Origin of the sequence: Sodalis sp. RH20 (assembly GCF_047324205.1) — a bacterium.
In the GTDB taxonomy this organism is placed as follows: domain Bacteria; phylum Pseudomonadota; class Gammaproteobacteria; order Enterobacterales; family Enterobacteriaceae; genus Acerihabitans.
The window spans coordinates 4621916-4644240 of sequence record NZ_CP178733.1 but is presented as its reverse complement, the minus strand read 5'-3'; the positions used below and the strand labels follow the sequence as shown (position 1 = coordinate 4644240).

Here is a 22325-nt window from a genome sequence, read left to right as displayed (position 1 = left end):
AACGTTTACTTCACCGGCGGCGTGCGGTGCGGCGGTGGTATTATTCTCCGTTGCCGGACAGAGCATCAAGAACAAACGTGGCCCGATCCGCTACGTTGGTTTTTGGTATTGCCAAAATGTCATAATCCAATGCCGGGTAGGCGGTGACCAGCAGGCCGTATTCAGCCAAAGCCGCGTCAAAAGAATGCCGCCGTTCTGGATCTTCGGCATAAATTTCGGCCCAGGGCGGCGTTAAAAAAACCTTGTGATGATAGCGCAAAGAAATGCCATAGCGCTTTAAATAAGGCTTACCCGTGATGTGCTCAAGGTTGGCCGCCGCGTCCACCACCCCGCGATCGAAAAATATCCATTCGTTTGCGGTGCCGGCCCTGGTCCAATCGGTTATGGACAGTTGGATAACGTTGCGTAAGAACGCCGCCATATCAATCCAGGGTAATGCCTGGCCGCCTCGTTTCAACTCTTCGCTCACGACGCGCCGGCCGGGTTCTTCGACAACGGTATAGCCGCGTCGCTTCAGCTCGGCGAGTAACGTGGATTTCCCACCACCGGAACAGCCGGAAATAACGACAAGTCGATTCATGTTTTCCTGTGCCTGCTGGATATGCATGCCACGATAGAATTATGCCAGGTTTGAACGTTGAGCCACCATGGGTAAAGGCCATCCTGGCCTGTTAACGTCTTTGATGATCCCCGCTATTGATGACCGGTATGGGCTTAGAAAGAGACGCGCGCGGGGGAAGGCTTGCCCACCCGCGGTCAGAAAGCATGGCATCGCCTTAACGGCCGGGATCCCCTTGCTTAAATTATCGGCACTCAGTCAATAGATGAGGGTATTGGAGCAAAAATGGATCCGGCAGGGTGTAAAAATCGCCGGGCCCGAAAGCCCGGCCAGCAACATTAGCCTACCAATGCAACCCGCCCATAGCTCACAGAACCAAAGCTTGAATGAGACTGTATAGTGGCAGAACGAATCTTAATGGTTCCCTAACTGTTCCTAATCTTGCCAAATCAGCGTAGTGAGGCCATAGGACGACGTCTCGCCCGGCATAGCGCGTTTGCCGCCGGCGCGCCTGCAAAAGCGGATTGAGGATCATTCGCCCCAATACAACGTGCACTTCACTTCTCTCAATGCGATCTCCTCACCCACCCTTATCCAGCCGCAATTCCGGGGCGGCCGCCAGGCATCCGAATCCCGCGCAGATATTTCGGCCGCCTTTGCGGGTGGCGGAAAACGTGATTATTTTTAATGACATAAAGCTACCCAGGCTAAAATATGTATTAATTATTTTTCAGTTTCTTAATCAAATTGTCGTGAACGTTATCACAAATCTTACAGGGCATTATTGCCGGGGTAAAAATCTTCGGTAAAAATGCTAACTCGAATTAGCAAGAATATCTTTACCTGAAAAAACGTGCCGGCGGCAAAGCCTGTGCTCATTTTATACAGGCAAGCATGTTAACGCATTGTTTTGAAAATGCTTAATGATGTAACGGGACGGGTGAGGTTTCGTCTTCACCCGGCGGCGATGGCGGCGGACCCGTATTGACGGCCCATGGGGCGGGTTGTGAGGCAGAGCCGCCGGTGGGCGGATAACGCGCAATGCCGCGCCTGTGAGCTTAAGCATTGTTTCCCCTGTATTTTTTTTGTCGCCAAAGCTAACTCGAAGCAGCCTGTTAAATGTCATTGGATACACGTCATGGCATTTGGCGCCCGGGCGCTGACGCAATATAGACGGGTCTTTATCGCCGGCGATGCGGTGAAACCTAGCAACGCGTGACCCTGTTGCCGGCCGCTGCGTCTGGCGCGGCCAACAGGAAGCGCCGGCATCAACGAAGGATGAGTAGGACAGACAGAACGGCGAAATACTCGTGTACCTCAATAAGCAAGGTAAATGGGAGTATATATGCACCAGAATATGAATATCGACAAGCTGATCCTGATGGCCAAGAAACGGCTGGATTTGCAGGAGGCTCCCGGATCCACCAAAGCAGGATGGCTGATGATCACCGCCCTGCTTATCGAGTCATGGGATATCTATTCGATGGCGTTTATTATCTACGCTCTCAAAGATATCTATCATCCGAGCAGCTGGCTGCTGGGATTCACCGCCGCCGGCACCCAGTTCGGCGCCATTATCGGCGCCATGTTGGGCGGCTGGCTAACGGACAAGGTGGGCAGGCGTAAAATCTTCCTCGGCTCAATGCTGATGTTTGCGCTGTTCGCCATACTGCAGGGGCTGGCGCCGAATATCTACTGGCTGGCGATTATCCGCTGCTTCGCCGGCATTCCGGTGGGCGCCGATGTCGCCAACGGCTTCACCTACATCATGGAGGTGATGCCGAAAGGCAAACGGGAGGTGATGGCCAACCGATGGCAGTTTATGTTCGCCCTCGGCATCCTCGCGGCGATTTCCCTGGTCACTCTGTTGGTCGCCCTTGGCGTGCATAGCGATCATGTTTGGCGCATCGTCCTGGCGGTACCCGCCATCCCCGCCTTTATACTGCTGATGCTGCGCCGTGAACTGCCCGAAACCCCCGCCTGGTTTGTGGAACGGGGCCGGTTTGTCGACGCCCGCAAGGCAGCGCGCCAGTACTATGGCGATCGCGATGGACAACTGCTGGACGATCTGCTGCCTGAACACGATGTCACTATCCAACAGCCGAGCATGGGCGAAGCGCTAAAAGATTTGTTCAGTCGCAAATTTTCGCGCCGCACCACGCTGTTCGGCTGGATTTCCTGCGCGGTCCAGTCGTTTGAAAACTACGCTTTTTCCTTTTACCTGCCCCTGATCCTGGTGACCATCGGCATTTCCGGCCAGATCCAGAACAACCTGGCGCTGCTGGCGGTGAACTGCGTGGCGGCGCTTTCGGCCTTTGTCGGACCGCTGTTGCTCAAACGGCTGGGACATCGCGGCTTAAGCCAGCTCGGCTTCCTGCTGGTGACTTTCGGCATATTGTTAGCCGCCTACGGTGTATTCAAACTGAATTATCTGATGATCACCAGCGGCGCCGCCCTGATGCTGTGGGGCCATTACTGGGATTCGGAAAGCGGCATGACCGTGGTATCGCTGGTGGCCAAACCGAAATACCGCGGCGTGGCATCCGGCATCGGCTATACCATCGTAAAAATCACCGCGTTCCTGACCACCCTGGTCTTCCCGCCGCTGTTTGACACCCTGGGCGTGCCGCTGGCCTCATCGCTTATCGCCATCGCGCCGTTCCTGGCTTTTCTGGCCGCGACATTCCTGCTGCCCGAAGTCTTCGGCCATGTCGCCGGCGACAATGAATATGAAAATGATGTGCAAGACACTTCCCACGGGATGTCGGGATTCACGCATCCGGAATTGTTGAACGGACTAAAGAAAGAGGACTGATCATGACTATCACCAAAATGCCGGTAATTGAAAATATCGAACTGATGACGGCGCGCGTACCGCTGCCGGAAGGACCCTGGGGCGACCAGATCCACCACGTCACCGATATTGAGGTGGCAATCGTCGATGTGCATGGCTCCAACGGACTGGTGGGCACCGGCTTCAGCCACACTTCCGGCTGGTGCGGCGCCACCATTTCGGCCTTGATCAAGGAAATCATCCCGGATGTTATCGGACAGCGCTTGTCGCCGCGCGCGCTCTGGGATCGCAGTTACAAATATATTCACGATGTCGGCGGCGCCGGCGTCACCACCCATGCGCTTTCCGCCCTGGATATCGCCTACTGGGATTTGCTGGGCAAAACGCTGAATGTGCCTCTCATCGACTTGCTCGGACGGGTGCGCGATCGCGTGCCGTTGTATGGCAGCGGCATCAACCTGCACATGTCGGTGGAGGAGGTGATCGAACAGGTGCGCCGCTGGAAATCGAAGGGGTACCTCGCGGCCAAGGTCAAGGTGGGTAAACCCGACCTGGAAGAGGATGTCGAGCGCTTAATCAAAATCCAGGAAGCCGTGCCGGGATTCCCTCTGGCGGTGGATGCCAATCAGGGATGGAATTTCCCCCAGGCCCTGCGGGCATTCAAGCTGTTTGATCCGTTGAACCTGCTGTGGATTGAGGAGCCGCTGCCGTCGGACAATATCGCCGGTCATAAACAGCTGCGCGAGAGGACCAGCACGCCGATTGCCCTGGGCGAGAATGTCTATAATCTCAGCCAGTTCAGCCAATATATCGACAACGGTTCCGTGGATTTTGTCCAGGCCGACCTGGGGCGCGTCGGCGGTATCACCGGATACCTGGATGTCGCGACGGTCGCCCGCGCGCATAACCTGCCGATGACGCCGCATTTCGTCCTGGAACTGAGCGCCAGCCTGCTGGCCGCGGTGCCCAATGTGTCCTATGCGGAAGTCACCGACGGCGGACGCTGGAAAGATCTGCGCATCGTATTATCCGCCGGCGAGGAGGTGGACGGGTACTACGTTCCCAGCGAGCGGGCCGGTCACGGCATCATTTTGGACAGAGACTATTTGCATGCCCACAAAATATAACGTCATCACTCGATAGCAGGAGATGCATATGGAAGATACCTTATTTTCCGTCAAAGATAAGATTATCGTCGTGACCGGCGGCCTGGGGCAACTGGGCGCCCAATATGTCAAGGAGCTGCATAAACGGCAGGCCAGGGTGGCGGTTTTCGCGCAGAACATCGCTGAAGAACGGCTGCTGAAGGTGTTCGGCGAGCAGCGGGAATCCCCGCGCCTGGCGTTTTATCAGGTTGATATCACCGACAGCGGCAGTATCAATCGTGCGCTGGATGATATCGAGCGGCAATGGGGCGTACCAGACGGGCTGGTGAATAATGCCGGCATCGATACCCAGCCCAGCGCGCCGCCGGAGGTCTCCGGCCCCTTTGAGCAGTTCCCCGTGGACGTCTTCCGTAAAGTGGTGGAGGTCAACCTGGTGGGCACATTTCTGGCGACCCAGCAGGTAGGCGCCAGGATGAAAGCGGCGGGGAAAAAGGGATCCATCATCAATGTCGGATCGATCTACGGCGTGGTATCGCCGGTGCAGGATATCTACAGCTACAAAAAAGAGGATACCGGCGTGCCCTTCATCAAGCCGGTCGCCTATTCCGCGGCCAAATCGGGACTGTACAATTTTACCCGTTATTGCGCCACCTACTGGGGCCGGGACGGTATCCGGGTCAATACGCTGACCATCTCCGGCGTGGCGCGGCCGGATCAGGATCCGCGGTTCCAGAAAAATTATATCGCCCGCATGCCCATCGGCCGCATGGCCAATGAAGATGAATATAACGGCACTATCGTGTTTCTCCTTTCCGACGCATCAGTGTATATGACCGGCGCCAATGTGGTGGTGGACGGAGGATGGACGGCATGGTAAAGAACGGAGGATGGGATAAGTATCGGGGGGTCATTTCAGCGCTGGTCACACCGATGCATGAGGATGAATCCGTCAATTACGATGTGCTGGCGAAGGTGGTGGAACATCAGCTCGCGCGCGGAGTGGAGGGATTTTATTGCTGCGGATCTTCCGGTGAGGGCCCGCTTCTGGGCATGGAGGAGCGGGCACAGCTGCTGCGCGTTCTGGCGGCGCAGGTGAAAGGCCGGGTGCCGGTGATCTCCCATGTCGGTACGGTGAGGACCGCTGACGCGGTCTCTCTGGCCCGGCAGGCGGAGCAGGATGGCGCCGACGCGGTATCGCTGGTGCCTCCTTATTATTACAAATTCTCCAAAAAAGAGATCATCGCGTATTACCGGCGGGTGCTTGCGGCCATATCGCTGCCGGTGATTGTTTATAATATCCCGCAATTCACCTCGGTTGAACTTGACGAAGAAACCGCCGACGCGCTATTAACCGATGAACAGGTGCTGGGGGTGAAGCATACCTCGCACAACCTCTATTCGCTGGAGCGCATGGCGGCAAAATATCCCGGCAAGGTTTTTTTCAACGGCTTTGATGAGATCTACCTGTCGGCGCTATCGGCCGGCGCGACCGCCACCATCGGCACCACGGTCAATCTGCAGCCCGAGCGATTTTTGGCCATTCGCGACTTATTCCGGCGGGGCGAGCTCAGCCGGGCGCGGGAAATCCAGCTGCAGATTAACAATGCCGTCGAATTTATGGTGGCGCGGGGGATCTTTCAGTCGGCGAAGTATATGACGGGCCTTGGCCTGGAGGACCTCGGGCCGGTGCGGGAGCCGTTCGTTCCCTTGACGGACCGGCAAAAACACGAGCTGGGCGTGCTCAATGACACTATCCGGGAGGGTATCGCGCATGGCCAATGAACCTGCCGGCCTTGCCGCGCGTTATATCCTGCAGGATAAGGTGGCTATCGGTAAAGTCGCCGAAATCATCGCCTCGGCTTCGCTGGATCCCGCCACCACTGGGCTGGCGGTGGCCGTGGTGGGCGTTCACGGCGAATTGGCGGCCTTCGGCGCCCATCACTCCTGTCCGCCTTTGCCGCGGCTGTTGGCGCAACGTAAAGCCTATACTGCGCTGATGCTCAGGCGCAGTACCCGTCTGGTGTCGGAGGAGGTGAAAAACGGTTCCCTGGATATGCGCATGCTCAATGACGCCGCCTTATTGCCAATGCCCGGCGGCGTGCCGATCGTGATAAACGGCGCCCTGGTGGGCGCAATCGGCATAAGCGGTTTGCCGGCGGAAAAGGATATCGCGCTGGCGGACCACTGGGCGCGGCAGTTCGGTTGATACGGCGCGGATGTCAAGACGGCACGCAAGGCTATGTACCTGACCCAGCAAGACATCGCGCTCAAAACCGGGATAATAAAGCAGCACGTTTCCACCAGCGTTACGGTTTCGCCGTTTCACCTGCCCGGGAGCAGCAGTTGCCGTTATTGCGCAAAGATGCGCGTAAGTTGCTGCTGGTTTAGTATCCCAGCGGCAGATGAATCGCATAGCGGCTTGCATGGCTCCCGGCATGAGACCAGCAAGACTTGTTTAATGGGAATGGATTACAGCACATACAGCCGTTGAATGTGTGGTGGACGATGAGCGACACTTGCTGATATACTGGCTATAATCACAGTATTGGAGGCGGTTATGGCTATTGAAACAAAATATGTGGTCGTCAGAAAGGGTGAAGAGAAAATGACATTTGCCAGTAAGAAAGAAGCGGAGGCCTACGACAAGATGCTCGATATGGCTGAAGCATTCAGCGACTGGTTGTTGACCAGCGGGATGCCGTTGGATGAACCGCAGGCTGAAAAGCTGGGTCTTTATTTGGCCGAGCATAAAGACGACGTCCAGCATATACTGCGCACCAGTAAATTGCCGGAAGCCATCGGCGCTCAGGCGCCCGCAGATGAATCGGAAAGCATGGAAACCGATAACAATGCTGATGCCGGCACAAAAAAAATCAGAGCGGTAAAAGCAGCCTGATCCCCTGCGGGAAGTACCCCAATACAGAACAGCGCCGTGAGTGATAACGCCTTGCGGTGTAGCGGGATTTTTTCATCGGCCTCACCTCCGTCAACGGCATGGATTTATCATGCCGGATTTCCAGTTCTGGGTGGAGCAGAATATTGGGGTAGGGCCATGCCCGGTGCCGCTCTGGTTAAAGATGCATTTTATAACGTTGCTTTACTGGTTAAGCTGCTGCAGGGATAATTTTGGCTGATTAATTAATAATCTGCCTGATCCCTAACAGTATGATCAACCCGCCGCAAAGCCTATCAATGACTTTTTTGGCCCGCTGATAGGCGGAAGAAATGCGAGGTTGAGAAAGGGTGATGGCAACCGCTCCGTACCAGAGTGATGCAATGATGCCGACAACGCTGAGCATGGCGATAAAGGTGCCCGCAGAAACATGCGCCGGAGCGGCAGTAGAGAATATAGCGGCGTAAAAAGCCATGGATTTCGGATTACCGATATTAGTCATCACGCCCTGAATAAAGGATTGGCGGAAATGACCTGGCAATACGGCATTTTCGTTCGCAACGGGTTGGCTTCCCGCATTGAGGATAAGGCGTAAGCCAAACCACAGCAGATATCCTGCCCCTACTATTTTCACAATCAGCGCAACCCAAGGGAATGCGGCAAATAGCAAACCGATTCCGCCGATAGCGCAACTTGCCCATAATAGGTTGACCACCACAATGCCAGCAACCAGCGCAAGGGCGGCCGAGCGCGTGGAAGCGACCGCTTTATGCACCACGGCGACAAAGTTTGGCCCGGGTATCACCACGCCAGCGAGATAAATCAACAGCACGGTAAGAACCGCATGTGTATCGATCATGTGATTTCCTTATAACTCGCTGACGTTAAATCAGTTTAAACTCACCAATAAATCATTGGCTTCCCATTATGCCTGGAGCAGGCCAGCAGTTCGATAACTTTGTATTAATCCATCAAACAAGCTGAGAACGGGCCGTCTCCTGGCTATTTTCACCGCTTTGGGTAGCTCATTGTCTTCAGCGGCCATCCATATAGCTGCCCAGACACATGCGATTATCACTCTACAGCGAACGGCGAAAGATGTCCGGATATTGGCGCAGGCCGTTTAATGGGTCCTGCGGTTCGCCTCACATAGCCTGCAGGTCAGCCGCAAAGCCTCATTAAGCAGGGAATAAAGCGAAGTTGACCAGCTGCTTTGAGCGAGGAGCGGAAGCTCAGTTGTCCTGGTGCTCACGCAGCACGCTTAAAGTATCTGTACGTTCCACGGTATACAGAAAAAATGAAAACGATTAACTACTGATCTTTCGGACGATCACACACCGAATCGGTCAGTGTAGCCCTCACGTGAGGAAGGCTCTGCGGATAATTTTGCTGAATAAACTCAATCATTTTTTCCCGCACGTGGCAGCGTAAATCCCAGGCGATGGGGGAATTCTGTGCAGTCATCAATAATCTGATGGTCATGGTTTTGTCAGTAGTTTCGGTTACCTGGAGCACCTGAGTCTGTTGATCCCAGAGTTTTGTTTCACTGAGGACTTTTTCAAAATGCTTACGGAGAGGATCTAATGGCATGGAATAATCGAGGTAAAGAAAAACAGAGCCTAATATCTGTGCGTTATTACGCGTCCAGTTCTGGAAAGGATTTTCTGTAAAGTATGTAATGGGCAGGACCAGTCGGCGCAGGTCCCAGATACGCACAACGACATAAGTCAGATTTATCTCCTCTATCCAGCCCCATTCATTTTCGACGACTACAGCATCATCAATTTTTATAGGTTGCGTAAAAGCTATCTGAATTCCGGCAAACAAGTTGACAAGCGACTTCTGAAGGGCAAACCCAATGATTATTCCGGCAACCCCCGCGCCGGCTAAGATTGTCGTGCCGAATTTTCGGAAACCGGGAAAACTGAGAAGTATCAGAGTAAGGCAGAATGACACGAGCAATACAATAGCGACTTTTTTTACATACATTATTTGAGTGCGAATTTTACGGGCACGAAGATTATTCGAAAGATTAATGTCATAGCGGATAAAAAGCATATCTTGCGCAACATTAACTAATCGAATTAAAATGGAGCAAAATGATAATATAATAAAGATATTAAGGGTGGATGTAATAAAATCAAGGGAGTTTGGCTGAATGTTAATATAATTAACCCCTACATTTATCAACAGTAAGGGAATGAAAAGAAACATTGAGCCACGAAGATGTTTTTCAAGTGATTTGAAGAGCTTTCGGTCACGATTCTGCCAGTAGCGGATGAACCTGAGAAGTATAAATCGGGCCAGGAACCCCAGTGCGAGTGAGAGAATGACGAGCAATACCGCAGGCACCCAAATTGGAGCACCAGATAACTCATCGAATATCATTAGCATTCTTTTCCCTTATATCAAGTCAACAACCTCTGGTTGTCAGATCAGTAATAAAAATTCAGTAACCGTTGTCTTAACGGTTATCTGCGGAGTAAATGGTGAACGCACATGAGTTGATGAGAAATGTTGTTAACTGACTTTTTTAACATAAAAAAACCTCGAAAAGAAACCGATAATACAAGCGTAGCATAAATGCAACTCACTGAAATTAATGATGACGTTTAATTTACTCAATCCGCTAGCAGGATGTCCGCGCTCAAACCGCTCTCGTGTCATCTGCCTGTACCCGCCCCTAGTGATGTGTTCATGCTAATAGCACAGGTTACAGATATCCATGCCGCACCTGAGTACGATCTTTTGCGCGTTGGTCACCCAAAGCGCCAGGGTCAGCTTCTGGCACAAGGCTGCTGTAGCAGCCCTGACGACCTCATACTTCAATCGACTCAGAGATCTCCAACGCATCATCGACTTCAATGCCTAGGTAACGAACCGTGCTTTCCAGTTTCTTATGACCCAACAGAAGTTAGATCACCCTGAGATTCTTGGTTTTCTTGTATATCAGGTAAGGTTTTGTTCTTCTCATGGAATGTGTGCCGTACAGCGAAACTTCGAGACCAAGCTTTGCGACCCAGCCATGAAAAATTCGGTTGTATTGCCGAGTTGATATATGTTGGCAAGAACCGACGCGGGATTGGAACAAATAGTCTTTACTGTGCAGCTTGCCAAGTTTTATCAACTCGGCGACAGATTCTCTCGTCCCCTTAGTTAACTCGAACTGTACAGGGCTACCGGTCTTCTGTTGCAACACCGTCGCTCTGCTTGAAACAGAATTACCATATGAAACATCTGACACTTTTAGTTTAACCAGATCACAGCCACGCAGTTTGCTGTCCAAAGCCATGTTGAACAGAGCCAGATCGCGTGTTCTACCCTCCAGTTCAAGCCTGATTCTAATCCCCCAGATATGAGATATCTGAAGTGGTCTTTTCTGGCCGATGATACGGTCTTTGTTCCACGGTGATGTGTTCATACTCAAATCTCATGCAATGTGGGAGATTTGAGTATGGTTGTCCCTCAAGAGCGAGGAGCGGATGTTGCTGCTTGTCTTCATAGAAAAAGTTGTTTGGCTATTAATGGCTGAGGGCATATCCCACATGAAGTAAATATTAAGTCAGATTTTTACTTCATGTGAATGGTATCTACCAACCATATATTTGATTATCATAGATTATTCGGATTTTTCATCATTCTCAAACCCGCCCAATCAGTTACCTCGGATACCACTAGGCGATCGTCACTATCAATAAAATTTTGAAAGTTACCTCGTAAATTTTTTGATTCACCGGAAGCAGATCGAGTTAAACACCAGTTAGACTCGAGCATGCGCCGAGCACCAAGTCTTTTTAGCTCATCAAAAATTTTTGAATAATTTTTATTTTTAACCAAATCATAACTCACAATATATAGCGAAAACTCTTACATTAACAACTCATATTTAGTTGATCAAAATCAATTAATTAACAAAAGCATCAAGGACTGCTTGCTTGTTTTTACCCAAGGATTACTGTTTATCTATGTACAACAAGAGAGGAAGAAAATAAATGCCTAAGTCAGATTGGGACTATGTAAATACCTCACAAGATTATGAACTTAACGACCTTCTAAGCAAGCACGGTTACAGAGAAACGGCAGCTAATAGAGAGTTAATTAAAGATAATCTACCAGCAAACACGAAACACGGCGATGTTGCTAAGTTAATACATAGTATTAAAGGATTAGAGAAAAAATAATCTGTTCGCATAATAATGTTTTGCTAAAGAGGCCGCTAAAGGATTAGATTTTCTTGGCGGTCTTTTTTACATTACTGAAATCTGAACGTGGACAGTATTAACTACTTCCGCTTCTGACTCGAAGCGGATCCCCCTGTGTCAGAGTAGTTGAGAAGATCCCTTTTTCGGGATTTCATTCTCAATCCAGGGGGCCGGAGCATCACCATGTCGCGTTTACCTCAGGCTCGCAAGGACGCCATTTTAAGTAAAATGCTTGCCCCTCATCCGCCGACCATCCGTGAATTGGCACAAAGAGAAGGGATTTCAGAAGCTACACTGTACAATTGGCGTAATCAGCTTCGCAAAGAAGGTCGCCCTGTGCCCGAACATGATCGCAGCAGTGAGAATTGGTCTGCGCAAACTAAATTCGCCGTCGTCGTCGAAACCTCGTCGATGTCGGAGATCGAGTTGAGCGAGTATTGCCGAGCCAAAGGTCTTTTCCCAGAGCAGGTTAAGCAGTGGCGCGAAATATCGATCCAGGCCCATGCAGAGCCAGGCGGTTTTAATGATGCGGCCAGCGCACAGCAGAATAAGGCCCAGCGTAAGCAAATTAAACGTCTTGAGCGCGAAGTCCTGCGTAAAGATAAAGCACTGGCGGAGGCAGCGGCATTACTGATCCTGCAAAAAAAAGTTCGCGCCCTTTGGGGCGACAACGAGGACGATTAACTCCTCTGGCGTACCGGGAACAGATCACCGCCTGGGTTCAGCAGGCGTGCAATGATGGCGCATCGTTGTACCGTTCTTGCGAGGGGGTAGGGATCTCTGTTCACAGTTGGTATCGGTGGCAACAGGATGGTGCTGTTATTGCGGATCAGCGTCCATTGATTGACCGCCCTGAGCCGGCCAACAAACTGAGCTCAACGGAACGCCAGTCGGTGTTGGCGGTATGCAATAGCGCGCGTTTCGACAGCGTTCCGCCGAGTCAGATCGTACCGATTCTGGCAGACGAGGGTTGCTACATGGCCTCTGAATCGACGATGTATCGGGTATTAAGAGAGGCGGGTCAAGTGCAGCATCGTGGACGTGCCGCCAAGGCTGTGCGCGTGGCAAAACCGACCAGCTTTACCGCCACCGCCCCTAACCAGGTCTGGATGTGGGACGTGACCTGGTTGCCGAGTAGTGTTAAGGGGCTGTATTATAAGCTGTATTTATTTGAAGACCTATTCAGTCGCTACCCGGTGGGTTGGGAAGTCCATGATGAAGAGACCGGCGAGCTGGCGGCAGATCTGCTACAACGATGTGTCCTGGGGCAGCGCTGTGCTATGCAACCCTTGGTACTGCACTCGGATAACGGTGCGCCGATGAAAAGTTATACGCTGAAGGCCAAGATGGAAGCCCTGGGTATAACGTCATCCTTTAGTCGGCCGCGGGTATCCAATGACAATCCGTACGCAGAATCAATCTTTCGTACATTGAAATATTGGCCGTCCTGGCCGCGCAAAGGATTTACCTCGATTGATGCTGCACGGCAGTGGGTGAAGCGCTTCATTGATTGGTATTGCCACGTCCACCGCCACAGCGGGATCAAATTCGTGACGCCGGCGCAGCGCCATCAGGGCAAGGATAAAGCCTTGCTGTTAAAGCGTCACCAAGTCTATCAAGCCGCCCGCGCTGCGTGCCCGGAACGGTGGCGAGGTGAGACAAGAAATTGGGGTTGGGACAAGGAAGTTCAACTCAATCCAGATCGGCCGTTGACACAAGAAAACGCCGAGAATTTACAGGCTGCATAAATCGCAATTTTATCTCAACATCTTTGACAAACACCGGGATGAGTTAACTGAGCTGAAGGTCTGCTGTGAGCGAAAAGCGGAAGCTCGTAATTGCTCCCACAGTGGATCATGTGTGCTAATCAATGGAGAACATGCCAGAGTGTTTTCACAGGCTTTATTAGTTTCGGTTATGGCCAAACTCCCGTGAGAGCAGTATTTGTTTCCAGTGGCTTTCGCGGCGGTCAATCTCTCCGTCCTCGGCATTGGAGTCCATAACTTCGAGGATCGAAAAAGTGATATTCTGCAGCCTGTTTTCATCGCCAGTACCGAAAGCTTCCTTAAGCCCTACATTCCCACCATGTCCGGAGCCAAAATAATATTCCCATCTACCCCATATTCCCTCTATTCCATCGGCTTTTCCCACATAGAGCTTTCCGCCATCACGATCAGTTAATACATAAATACCTTTAACAACAGATAGTGCGGTGCGCCAAGATTGCAAATTAAGCCTGAGGATCGCTCCTATGCTGTTACGGTCTAGCACAATGTTACGGTAACCGGGAAACTCGCCGAAGCTCTGACGTACCGGGGAGATAGAGTTTATTATCAATTTGTTCTGAATACTTTCGCCCAGACGGATGAAGTTGCGGGCCGGATTTTTAAAGCTGATATACATCCGCCCCGCGTATTCTTCAGTCTCAAGGATTTTATGAAGATAGTACTGATAATAAAGTTCCTTACGGTTAGGGTAGGTTTTCTTTCCTGCATTGCCTGTTTGTTGAAAGGCTCCCGCAAACATCCAGGTTTCAGTCCCTGGGATCTTAATCAGTGAAACGACATACCTGCGTGTAAAATCCAGCTTCTTCTGCCAACACTGCCAGTCGTCGAAAGTCTCTTCCCGGAATTTAACCAGCGGATCCTCTTTGTAATCATTCATTTGCGCAAGATGGACTTTGGTGGTTTCAGGTGTCAGATCCGGAAACTCCATCTTCAAATAATCAAAAAGCTTCAAAACTGCTCCTTAATGATAAGTTGAGTCTTTTGACTCTTTGCCGTGACTTTACTTTACACGCCCGCATTACGCTAAACTATTGCCCATAAAATTATATAGTTCGATGCCATCAACGTCCGCTCTTGGCACACAAAAGATATGAAAAATCATCACGGTTGTGGCGCAACAACTGTCAGCCTGGACACTCAGTTAATTCTATCCATTGCTGGCATTCAACAAGCAGCAGCAGCGCGGCCAGTAGCAAAGATGCTGGCAAAACTCGCATTCTGTCCGCCGGTTCACTTGCAGACCTACTGGAAAATCGCCGCTGTGACGTAATCATTCTTTCAACTGGGACAGTCAGGCATTTCTGCCCATAGTGCATGATTCTGTCTGGCTGCGGTAAGATTAATCTTTGAATACTGATGCCTTAGGAAGTGACAAAATGCCAAAATCAACCATTTATCTCATCAACTCTTTGCTTGTGATCTTGCTTATGGTCGCGCTTGTTTGGATTGGTAATACTGTTGTAGCTTGGCTTCAAAGCAAAAGTTATCACGGCAATGAAATTTATAACTGTCCAAAAGACATCAGTAAGAGCTTAGAATGGTTTGAAGCTAAAAAATTCTGTCAAACAGTTGAACGAGTTGACGGTAAATTTTCCGAAGTTGACGAAGATGATGTGAAAGAACGGGCAAAACGGCAGGCCAAAACAGCTGAATTCATGTCACATCAAAATATTTTGGGTGAAAAGCCTCGCCAACAAAACACTTACTACCGCATTTGGTAATTTGTGCAACGGTATGGATCTTCAGGTGTTTCTGTCCATCGAACGTTGATTTGATGCCGTATCTAGACGGCTGCTATGAGCGAACAGCGGGAGTTCGCAGTTGTTCTTCCAACTAATGAAGACATTCCTAACATTGCTGTTAATCTACGAATAGCAAATCAGTGCGATTTAAAAATTATGAGTCGGTTAATCAGCTGAAGTGAAAGAAACTCCTATCATTTCTATGCCTCTCACATTCCATGTTTTTAGTGTATAGGTCCTGCCAACACATCAAGTAAGGAGTGCGTGACAGGTCTTATGAGGTCAGAGAGGGCATCGTAACCATGAGCCGGGATTCCTGAAGTGATATATCTCTCGTTGAGATAATGCTGGCATAATTTCTGAGTATCTTCGACAAGTTTTCCTGAGGACGCCAGATAACGAGAAAAACTCGAAATTTCACTTTCAGTGGGGGTCGATGCCAGCCATTCTCCCATCAATGTGACAAAATGCGCGTCGTTTCCCATCCTGAATTTGAGTGCTTGGTTAATTCTGTCCTGAAAATCCCACAGATCATGATCATGGCGGTTTATCATTTTTTTGACGATAACACCGAGTTGCTGGCTGTCAGATCTTGCTGAGCCAAGAATGATAGGTGTCACAAACTGTAATTGAGACTCTGCCTCTTGAAAAACCTTTTCGACAAGATTATCAAGGCTGGAATGGTGAGGATCATAAATCGCCATAGCAGCAATGCCATGACTATAATCAGTATCCTGGAGTACTTTTAGTATTTGAACTGTCAGCTCAGACGTGCCAGGAAATTGGTCACGTAATATATAGGAAGCTTCGATGTAGCTTTGGTATAGCGACCATGTGTCATTGGTTTTTACTTTTTCCAACGCTCGAATGGCTGATATGCAGTGCCTCTGAAGCAAATCACTTTTTGGAAATTCCTTTGCGAGTGACTGTAAAGTCTGGGTATCCAGAACATGGGATGAATTTTCACAGTAAGCGATGAACTTTTCTCGTAAAGATGCACTCCTACCAACATATGGGGATATGAGAGACCAGAAATGGTCTTCTGAATTTATTTCGCTAATTCGAGACATAAATGTTTTATCGAAACACACATCAATTTCATCCCAGTGCTCAGCAACTAATCTTAAAAGGGCTTTAGATTCTCTGCTGTATGGCCCCAGTGAAACAGTTAATGGCTTATTATTCCATTCGAGGCGAACAAACTCGTTTACGGCGCCGTAAGCCACCAGTCCCGCAAAAGCAGCTGCATGGCGCTCTTCAAAATCCGGTGCTGCAACCTGAGCATCTGATATCAAACGGTCAATAATCGTTTGACGCTCCACGTTTGCGGGTAATAATGCCTGATGGTATTTTATTGCACCTTCGATTTTTAACTGACTGTCAACCTCATCGTCATATCGGCTGAGTATTTTTTCTGCAGTCTCATTTCTATCGAATTCACTGGCTGCAGCGTCCATAATTTGATGGCGCATGGCAACGGAAAGAGACCCTACATGTTTCGCTATTTGTAAACGGACTTCAGGCAGTTTGTGATAAGTAGAGGCAATCATTGCAAGGGGCGGATTACGATCTTCAAGTTTTGAAAGCGCGTATTCTTTTAACCTTGGCTCATCCGGACAGATCAACAGCAAATTGTTGAGGCCTGAGTACCTATTGTCTGGCTCAGTTAAAAAGTGGGTAACCAGGAAGCCAGTGATGTCAGTATCTGAACCAACATCAAGTTGCGTAAAAGCAGACATGAGCAGGTCTGTCCTGACGCCATCCGTGGTCTTGGTAATCCTAATCAAAGCTTCAATGCATTCCTCCCTGTCCAGCATTTGGGGGAATAAACTGACAATATGCCGCTTTCTTTCATCTGGCCATTGCAGAATTTCGTTAACAAGAGAATCCACTTCGTGGTCGCCGGCCTTTCGCTTGTGAAGTAAGGGGCTTAAAAACCAGAAAATTCTAAATCCTTTAGCAGTTTTTACCTTATTTATTAGGTGCTGTTTGATTCGTGGATCTTCAATTTCACTAAGGACAGGATTCAACACATATTCTATGTGCTCCATCCTTTCAGACAACATGGTGGAAATGACTTTTTCACGGATCTCTTCATTTGCCTCAGTAAACCGTAACAACCATTCCCAGCTCCGCCCGAAATGGGCCACGAAGGGATGTTTTGATTCCAGTTCGCGTAAAATCCAGGCAATGACGTCGGTATTTTTCGCGTTGCAGTTTGTGAGGTATAGCTGCGCTATGTCTTTTTCAATCCCTTCGCCTCTCCTAAACGTATTATTAAACGAATCTAGGCATTTCTTAATGACTGACTCATTATCCTTCCAACCCAATATTAGGCATTGTCCAGCGAGATCTCTGCAGTGATAATCGATGCGGCTATACCAGCAAAGCAAATCCAACAATGCATCCAGGTCTTGATCATCATGTATGGATAGTTTCACTTTGCAAAAAATCGCACTGAGCCGCAGGTGTGGGTCTTTTGAGGCTGCCGCAGAAGAAATCAGCGCAGGTAATGCACCATTTTTCGGCCATCCAAGCACAAGTGTCTCTAACGCTATCCCCACGATCATTAATTCTGAATCACCCCGAAAGAATGACAGTAACCATTCCTCTACCCCGGCATCTCCGGCGTATTTTAAAGCAAGAACATGAGCAGCAGGCCGTGCATTGTAGAAGCTTTCGTCCTTCATACCGTGCTTAAGGATATTCAGCGTTTCATCTGAATGCGGCCATGCCGGTGTTTGTCAAAGATGTTGAGATAAAATTGCGATTTATGCAGCCTGTAAATTCTCGGCGTTTTCTTGTGTCAACGGCCGATCTGGATTGAGTTGAACTTCCTTGTCCCAACCCCAATTTCTTGTCTCACCTCGCCACCGTTCCGGGCACGCAGCGCGGGCGGCTTGATAGACTTGGTGACGCTTTAACAGCAAGGCTTTATCCTTGCCCTGATGGCGCTGCGCCGGCGTCACGAATTTGATCCCGCTGTGGCGGTGGACGTGGCAATACCAATCAATGAAGCGCTTCACCCACTGCCGTGCAGCATCAATCGAGGTAAATCCTTTGCGCGGCCAGGACGGCCAATATTTCAATGTACGAAAGATTGATTCTGCGTACGGATTGTCATTGGATACCCGCGGCCGACTAAAGGATGACGTTATACCCAGGGCTTCCATCTTGGCCTTCAGCGTATAACTTTTCATCGGCGCACCGTTATCCGAGTGCAGTACCAAGGGTTGCATAGCACAGCGCTGCCCCAGGACACATCGTTGTAGCAGATCTGCCGCCAGCTCGCCGGTCTCTTCATCATGGACTTCCCAACCCACCGGGTAGCGACTGAATAGGTCTTCAAATAAATACAGCTTATAATACAGCCCCTTAACACTACTCGGCAACCAGGTCACGTCCCACATCCAGACCTGGTTAGGGGCGGTGGCGGTAAAGCTGGTCGGTTTTGCCACGCGCACAGCCTTGGCGGCACGTCCACGATGCTGCACTTGACCCGCCTCTCTTAATACCCGATACATCGTCGATTCAGAGGCCATGTAGCAACCCTCGTCTGCCAGAATCGGTACGATCTGACTCGGCGGAACGCTGTCGAAACGCGCGCTATTGCATACCGCCAACACCGACTGGCGTTCCGTTGAGCTCAGTTTGTTGGCCGGCTCAGGGCGGTCAATCAATGGACGCTGATCCGCAATAACAGCACCATCCTGTTGCCACCGATACCAACTGTGAACAGAGATCCCTACCCCCTCGCAAGAACGGTACAACGATGCGCCATCATTGCACGCCTGCTGAACCCAGGCGGTGATCTGTTCCCGGTACGCCAGAGGAGTTAATCGTCCTCGTTGTCGCCCCAAAGGGCGCGAACTTTTTTTTGCAGGATCAGTAATGCCGCTGCCTCCGCCAGTGCTTTATCTTTACGCAGGACTTCGCGCTCAAGACGTTTAATTTGCTTACGCTGGGCCTTATTCTGCTGTGCGCTGGCCGCATCATTAAAACCGCCTGGCTCTGCATGGGCCTGGATCGATATTTCGCGCCACTGCTTAACCTGCTCTGGGAAAAGACCTTTGGCTCGGCAATACTCGCTCAACTCGATCTCCGACATCGACGAGGTTTCGACGACGACGGCGAATTTAGTTTGCGCAGACCAATTCTCACTGCTGCGATCATGTTCGGGCACAGGGCGACCTTCTTTGCGAAGCTGATTACGCCAATTGTACAGTGTAGCTTCTGAAATCCCTTCTCTTTGTGCCAATTCACGGATGGTCGGCGGATGAGGGGCAAGCATTTTACTTAAAATGGCGTCCTTGCGAGCCTGAGGTAAACGCGACATGGTGATGCTCCGGCCCCCTGGATTGAGAATGAAATCCCGAAAAAGGGATCTTCTCAACTACTCTGACACAGGGGGATGCTGATAAGGTGTGATAGAAGTTATGCAGGTAATCGGCGCTTTTGGTGCCCCAGCTACTGATAGCTGTTGAGGCTTTTTCTCTGAGAGTTGTGTTATAAACCCCCTCAAAGGTGGCGGCAAGATGCGCACGCCTTTCCCCTATCCAGCCCGAACCTGTTATGATATTGAAACTTTGCTCAGCAAGCCTGATGGCGGTTGGCTTGTTGATCTCAGCGCCGCCAAACGCGACATTAGCCAGCAGTAAACGGCGCTGCAATGCACCGACAGCATCACTCTCAGGTTCGGCAATAACCCTGACGATATTCTCTGCCTCGGAACGCCGGTTATTTCTTGCAATCAAATCGCCAAAAACACTTCTCCAGCGAAAGTGGCTAGCATTGGCCCGGACAAACTCTAAAATACGCTCAATGGGCCAGCCGTGGATGTGAACCGATGCCAGATATTCTTCCAAACTTGCATGTACAAATCCGACTTCTGCACGTCCTTTTTCGACCAGCAGTCCCATGGTTTCTGAGTTCACAGCCAGGATCTCATTGGCAACTTCCATTGCTTCTCGTTGCGTATAGCTGAACCCCTCAGGATCCGTCAGAAACGTTTGAATGCATTTTCGGGCCAGATGAATGGGATACCCGGCATCGCCACCCTCAAAGCGGATTTTAAAAGCGAGTGCGGCAAGTGCTTCCCGTCGCACATCATTTGAAGCTGCAGGTGAAAAGCGCGGAACGACATCTCCCGCAGCGGTTGCACGGCTGTGAGGATGGCGTTCTAATAGAAGTTCAGTGAGCTGACTCAGAGCCTGAACTTTGTTAATAGGCAGAACCAGCTGGCGGATAGCAAGAGCAATAAGTCCCAACAGCAGTAGTGGTGTTTCAGCCAGGGTGGACAGCCCACGGCCCTTGTTTAACTCATCAAAAAAGCGGTTTGTCTGCCAGAGTACGGACTCTGCGCTTTGAACCGGATCGCGATGTTGATCTACGTTTCTTGAAAACCAGATGGTGGCAATTTGTGTTTGCTGCCTTTTCGATAAAGGCGCAAGTACGCCCACGGCCCAGTTATCTGGAATGCCCCCAATGGTTGTCAGCCCCCCAGGGCGAGCACTGACCAGAATGGGAATGCGATGTGCAGAAACCACAGTCAGCATCGCCTGAAGCGTGGTACGTGCAGCCTGCTCGTTAGCCCACTCGTCAAGGCCATCCACAAAAAGTACCACACGGCTTTCATCAATCGCCTTATCGATCAAAGCAACCAGATCTGCCGTCAACTGCTGCTGCCACGTTTCCCGGATTAACGCTTTAATGCTCACGACACCGCCATTCGCTTCCGTCAGACGTACCCATTTTGCGAATGAGATGAATAGGGGAAGATGGCGTCCCCATTTTTTTGCCACGTGCGTGAAATGATTCTGCTCCCCAAGCAGATCAAGCGCCAGACAGCGCAGCACTGTGCTCTTTCCTGTGCCGGCATGACCAATAACAGCAATCTGATCAGATTCCGCTAGCCAGCTCAGAATGGGGGTTCGTCGGTATTGTTCAGCCTGACGGCTTTCTTCACTCCGGGATTGCGGATGCGGTTCAATCGACTGCTGATCATGCGCGAGAACTTTCTTTTCGGCAGGTTTTTTTTCGGGTGCATGATTCTTGACGTTTTCTCTCAATAAAACATCGGGAGCGGAGAAACGTTCGAGTAAAGAAATGGGTTCAATCGTCTGGTCGGAAAAAGGCGTTGGGGCATTGACCGGGATTTTATCAAGTAGCTCAAATCCCGCTTGGTAGACCCTCAGCAGTTGCGATCTGACTTTCTGGATTTCCCCGCCATCAAGCTTATTAAGAAGATCCTGACTGACAGTATCGCCAAAAAATTGTTTTGCGCATTCTCGTCCAAAAAATTCCAGAACGATATCCGTATGGTCACGCAGGTCGGTGCACAAGTCATGCCCGCCCAGAACTTTTAACACAATATTCCGCGCATGAAAGTTCTCAGCCTGTTTTTCAATGGCGTCTTGAAGGTTTACATCATCAACAGGACATTGTACGGCAATATAAAAGATGTCCGTTTTGCCCGCCCATCCGCCTGACAGAAATGTCGCACAAGCACTGTTAAGATCGTTATGCGTGTATTTTTTATAGCGTTTTGCTTGCCAGGTGTTGTATCGCCCGTTGCGCTTCCTCGCGAAGATATCGATTCCCTGCTGGGCCTGGCCTGTTCTGCCATACAGGCTGTGTGACTCAACATCCGCATCCTTCCCCGCTAACCGATAGCAGAGTTTTTCGAAGTTTTCCCAAGTCAGCTCAGCAAAAGGCAACGTCATCGTAACAGAACGTACGGCCACAAAATCTGGTACGTGATTCGCAGGTGAAGTCATCGCCGTTTCTGTTATTTCATCCAATTCCATGTTCACCTGCTTTTCATGTTAAACGGTTTGGGGATTTCGAACATCCGGCAGACAATGCCGTTGGGTTTATATAATAACGAATTGGTTAACTGCCGTCGAAGGCCATGGCGGGATTCTTGCTAATAAATGCAGCGCCTTTTAGTCAAATGTGTATTTACTAAACTTGGTGGATATCTATGCAGAATGTTTAACGCAGTTGGACTCGTAAAAATTCTTATCTTGTGCATTTGTATAGCAATAAGCAATTAGCATTTTCCCTTCGACCTGATCAACATGGCAGGATACACTCAACGTCTGCTCTTGGCACATAGCCGACCATCAGTTCAGATGAGATTGTCCAGTACCCGGGGCGCAGATCAAAAGCGAACTGGACGTTAGTGGCAATAAAAATGCCCTGAAAACAGGGCATTGCGGCATTCAGAGGATGTCAGCAGAA

18 protein-coding genes and 1 pseudogene are annotated in these 22325 nt (G+C 50.2%); 10 read left to right on the top strand and 9 right to left on the bottom strand.

Features of this window, described 5'->3' with window-relative positions:
• Window positions 1-40: 40 nt before the first annotated feature.
• Entirely contained in the window at window positions 41-607 is a 567-nt protein-coding gene (locus ACL2XM_RS21180; RefSeq protein WP_413721788.1) for an AAA family ATPase, read from the bottom strand.
• Between the two features lie 1297 nt (window positions 608-1904).
• On the opposite strand from ACL2XM_RS21180, the gene ACL2XM_RS21175 reads away from it, so the two are divergent.
• The 6 genes from ACL2XM_RS21175 to ACL2XM_RS21150 all read left to right on the top strand — a co-directional run bounded on the left by ACL2XM_RS21175 (window position 1905) and on the right by ACL2XM_RS21150 (window position 7355).
• On the top strand, window positions 1905-3374 hold the full coding sequence (locus tag ACL2XM_RS21175) for an MFS transporter (RefSeq protein WP_413721789.1): 1470 nt from the start codon (window positions 1905-1907) through the stop codon (window positions 3372-3374).
• 2 nt (window positions 3375-3376) lie between these two features.
• Window positions 3377-4480, top strand: coding sequence for a mandelate racemase/muconate lactonizing enzyme family protein (locus ACL2XM_RS21170; RefSeq protein WP_410012762.1), 1104 nt, complete (start codon window positions 3377-3379; stop codon window positions 4478-4480).
• 28 nt (window positions 4481-4508) lie between these two features.
• Complete coding sequence (locus tag ACL2XM_RS21165; RefSeq protein ID WP_410012761.1) at window positions 4509-5336, top strand: SDR family oxidoreductase; 828 nt, start codon at window positions 4509-4511, stop codon at window positions 5334-5336.
• Window positions 5330-6241: a dihydrodipicolinate synthase family protein gene (locus ACL2XM_RS21160; RefSeq protein WP_413731556.1), complete on the top strand. Its 912-nt coding sequence runs from the start codon at window positions 5330-5332 to the stop codon at window positions 6239-6241. The genes ACL2XM_RS21165 and ACL2XM_RS21160 overlap by 7 nt, the downstream gene beginning before the upstream one ends.
• Window positions 6231-6665, top strand: a complete 435-nt coding sequence (locus tag ACL2XM_RS21155; protein ID WP_410012759.1) for a GlcG/HbpS family heme-binding protein — start codon at window positions 6231-6233, stop codon at window positions 6663-6665. The genes ACL2XM_RS21160 and ACL2XM_RS21155 overlap by 11 nt, the downstream gene beginning before the upstream one ends.
• A gap of 351 nt (window positions 6666-7016) precedes the next feature.
• On the top strand, window positions 7017-7355 hold the full coding sequence (locus tag ACL2XM_RS21150; RefSeq protein WP_413731555.1) for a YebG family protein: 339 nt from the start codon (window positions 7017-7019) through the stop codon (window positions 7353-7355).
• Window positions 7356-7593: 238 nt separating this feature from the next.
• Here the strand turns inward: ACL2XM_RS21150 and ACL2XM_RS21145 are convergent, their stop codons facing one another.
• The 4 genes and pseudogenes from ACL2XM_RS21145 to ACL2XM_RS21130 all read right to left on the bottom strand — a co-directional run bounded on the left by ACL2XM_RS21145 (window position 7594) and on the right by ACL2XM_RS21130 (window position 11201).
• Window positions 7594-8211, bottom strand: coding sequence for a LysE family translocator (locus tag ACL2XM_RS21145; RefSeq protein WP_413731553.1), 618 nt, complete (start codon window positions 8209-8211; stop codon window positions 7594-7596).
• A gap of 452 nt (window positions 8212-8663) precedes the next feature.
• A complete protein-coding gene (locus tag ACL2XM_RS21140) occupies window positions 8664-9746 on the bottom strand; it encodes a mechanosensitive ion channel family protein (protein ID WP_413721793.1) in 1083 nt (360 codons plus the stop codon).
• Window positions 9747-10170: 424 nt separating this feature from the next.
• Window positions 10171-10773: pseudogene (locus ACL2XM_RS21135) on the bottom strand (site-specific integrase).
• Window positions 10774-10964: 191 nt separating this feature from the next.
• Window positions 10965-11201, bottom strand: a complete 237-nt coding sequence (locus ACL2XM_RS21130; protein WP_413731552.1) for a hypothetical protein — start codon at window positions 11199-11201, stop codon at window positions 10965-10967.
• Between the two features lie 143 nt (window positions 11202-11344).
• Here ACL2XM_RS21130 and ACL2XM_RS21125 point away from each other — a divergent pair, with 143 nt between their 5' ends.
• Together ACL2XM_RS21125 and ACL2XM_RS21120 are read left to right on the top strand one after the other, a co-directional pair.
• On the top strand, window positions 11345-11533 hold the full coding sequence (locus ACL2XM_RS21125) for a hypothetical protein (protein ID WP_413721796.1): 189 nt from the start codon (window positions 11345-11347) through the stop codon (window positions 11531-11533).
• A 204-nt stretch (window positions 11534-11737) separates the two neighbouring features.
• A protein-coding gene (locus tag ACL2XM_RS21120) for an IS3 family transposase (protein WP_413730138.1) occupies window positions 11738-13302 on the top strand; the annotation gives its coding sequence in 2 pieces (ribosomal slippage) (window positions 11738-12194 and window positions 12194-13302; 1566 coding nt in all).
• A 157-nt stretch (window positions 13303-13459) separates the two neighbouring features.
• Here the strand turns inward: ACL2XM_RS21120 and ACL2XM_RS21115 are convergent.
• A complete protein-coding gene (locus ACL2XM_RS21115) occupies window positions 13460-14293 on the bottom strand; it encodes a GIY-YIG nuclease family protein (protein ID WP_413731550.1) in 834 nt (277 codons plus the stop codon).
• Between the two features lie 138 nt (window positions 14294-14431).
• Here ACL2XM_RS21115 and ACL2XM_RS21110 point away from each other — a divergent pair, with 138 nt between their 5' ends.
• Together ACL2XM_RS21110 and ACL2XM_RS21105 are read left to right on the top strand one after the other, a co-directional pair.
• Window positions 14432-14611: a hypothetical protein gene (locus tag ACL2XM_RS21110; RefSeq protein ID WP_413731548.1), complete on the top strand. Its 180-nt coding sequence runs from the start codon at window positions 14432-14434 to the stop codon at window positions 14609-14611.
• A gap of 106 nt (window positions 14612-14717) precedes the next feature.
• Window positions 14718-15062 carry a hypothetical protein gene (locus ACL2XM_RS21105; RefSeq protein WP_413731547.1) on the top strand — a complete coding sequence of 115 codons (345 nt, stop codon included), beginning with the start codon at window positions 14718-14720 and terminating at the stop codon, window positions 15060-15062.
• A gap of 245 nt (window positions 15063-15307) precedes the next feature.
• On the opposite strand, the gene ACL2XM_RS21100 is transcribed toward ACL2XM_RS21105, so the two are convergent.
• The 3 genes from ACL2XM_RS21100 to ACL2XM_RS21090 form a co-directional block, all read right to left on the bottom strand.
• Window positions 15308-17773, bottom strand: coding sequence for a hypothetical protein (locus ACL2XM_RS21100; protein WP_413731545.1), 2466 nt, complete (start codon window positions 17771-17773; stop codon window positions 15308-15310).
• Between the two features lie 81 nt (window positions 17774-17854).
• A protein-coding gene (locus ACL2XM_RS21095; protein ID WP_413730138.1) for an IS3 family transposase occupies window positions 17855-19419 on the bottom strand; the annotation gives its coding sequence in 2 pieces (ribosomal slippage) (window positions 17855-18963 and window positions 18963-19419; 1566 coding nt in all).
• Window positions 19376-21889: an NACHT domain-containing protein gene (locus ACL2XM_RS21090; RefSeq protein ID WP_413731543.1), complete on the bottom strand. Its 2514-nt coding sequence runs from the start codon at window positions 21887-21889 to the stop codon at window positions 19376-19378. Before ACL2XM_RS21090 ends, ACL2XM_RS21095 begins: the two co-directional genes overlap by 44 nt.
• Window positions 21890-22325 lie beyond the last annotated feature (436 nt).

Excerpts from the sequence above, each read along its gene's own strand:
- ACL2XM_RS21125 (WP_413721796.1), top strand. The coding sequence starts at position 11,345 with ATGCCTAAGTCAGATTGGGACTATGTAAATACCTCACAAGATTATGAA.
- ACL2XM_RS21100 (WP_413731545.1), bottom strand. The coding sequence starts at position 17,773 with ATGAAGGACGAAAGCTTCTACAATGCACGGCCTGCTGCTCATGTTCTT.
- ACL2XM_RS21150 (WP_413731555.1), top strand. The coding sequence starts at position 7,017 with ATGGCTATTGAAACAAAATATGTGGTCGTCAGAAAGGGTGAAGAGAAA.
- ACL2XM_RS21140 (WP_413721793.1), bottom strand. The coding sequence starts at position 9,746 with ATGCTAATGATATTCGATGAGTTATCTGGTGCTCCAATTTGGGTGCCT.
- ACL2XM_RS21180 (WP_413721788.1), bottom strand. The coding sequence starts at position 607 with ATGCATATCCAGCAGGCACAGGAAAACATGAATCGACTTGTCGTTATT.
- ACL2XM_RS21165 (WP_410012761.1), top strand. The coding sequence starts at position 4,509 with ATGGAAGATACCTTATTTTCCGTCAAAGATAAGATTATCGTCGTGACC.
- ACL2XM_RS21110 (WP_413731548.1), top strand. The coding sequence starts at position 14,432 with ATGAAAAATCATCACGGTTGTGGCGCAACAACTGTCAGCCTGGACACT.
- ACL2XM_RS21105 (WP_413731547.1), top strand. The coding sequence starts at position 14,718 with ATGCCAAAATCAACCATTTATCTCATCAACTCTTTGCTTGTGATCTTG.
- ACL2XM_RS21145 (WP_413731553.1), bottom strand. The coding sequence starts at position 8,211 with ATGATCGATACACATGCGGTTCTTACCGTGCTGTTGATTTATCTCGCT.
- ACL2XM_RS21155 (WP_410012759.1), top strand. The coding sequence starts at position 6,231 with ATGGCCAATGAACCTGCCGGCCTTGCCGCGCGTTATATCCTGCAGGAT.
- ACL2XM_RS21160 (WP_413731556.1), top strand. The coding sequence starts at position 5,330 with ATGGTAAAGAACGGAGGATGGGATAAGTATCGGGGGGTCATTTCAGCG.
- ACL2XM_RS21090 (WP_413731543.1), bottom strand. The coding sequence starts at position 21,889 with ATGGAATTGGATGAAATAACAGAAACGGCGATGACTTCACCTGCGAAT.
- ACL2XM_RS21175 (WP_413721789.1), top strand. The coding sequence starts at position 1,905 with ATGCACCAGAATATGAATATCGACAAGCTGATCCTGATGGCCAAGAAA.
- ACL2XM_RS21170 (WP_410012762.1), top strand. The coding sequence starts at position 3,377 with ATGACTATCACCAAAATGCCGGTAATTGAAAATATCGAACTGATGACG.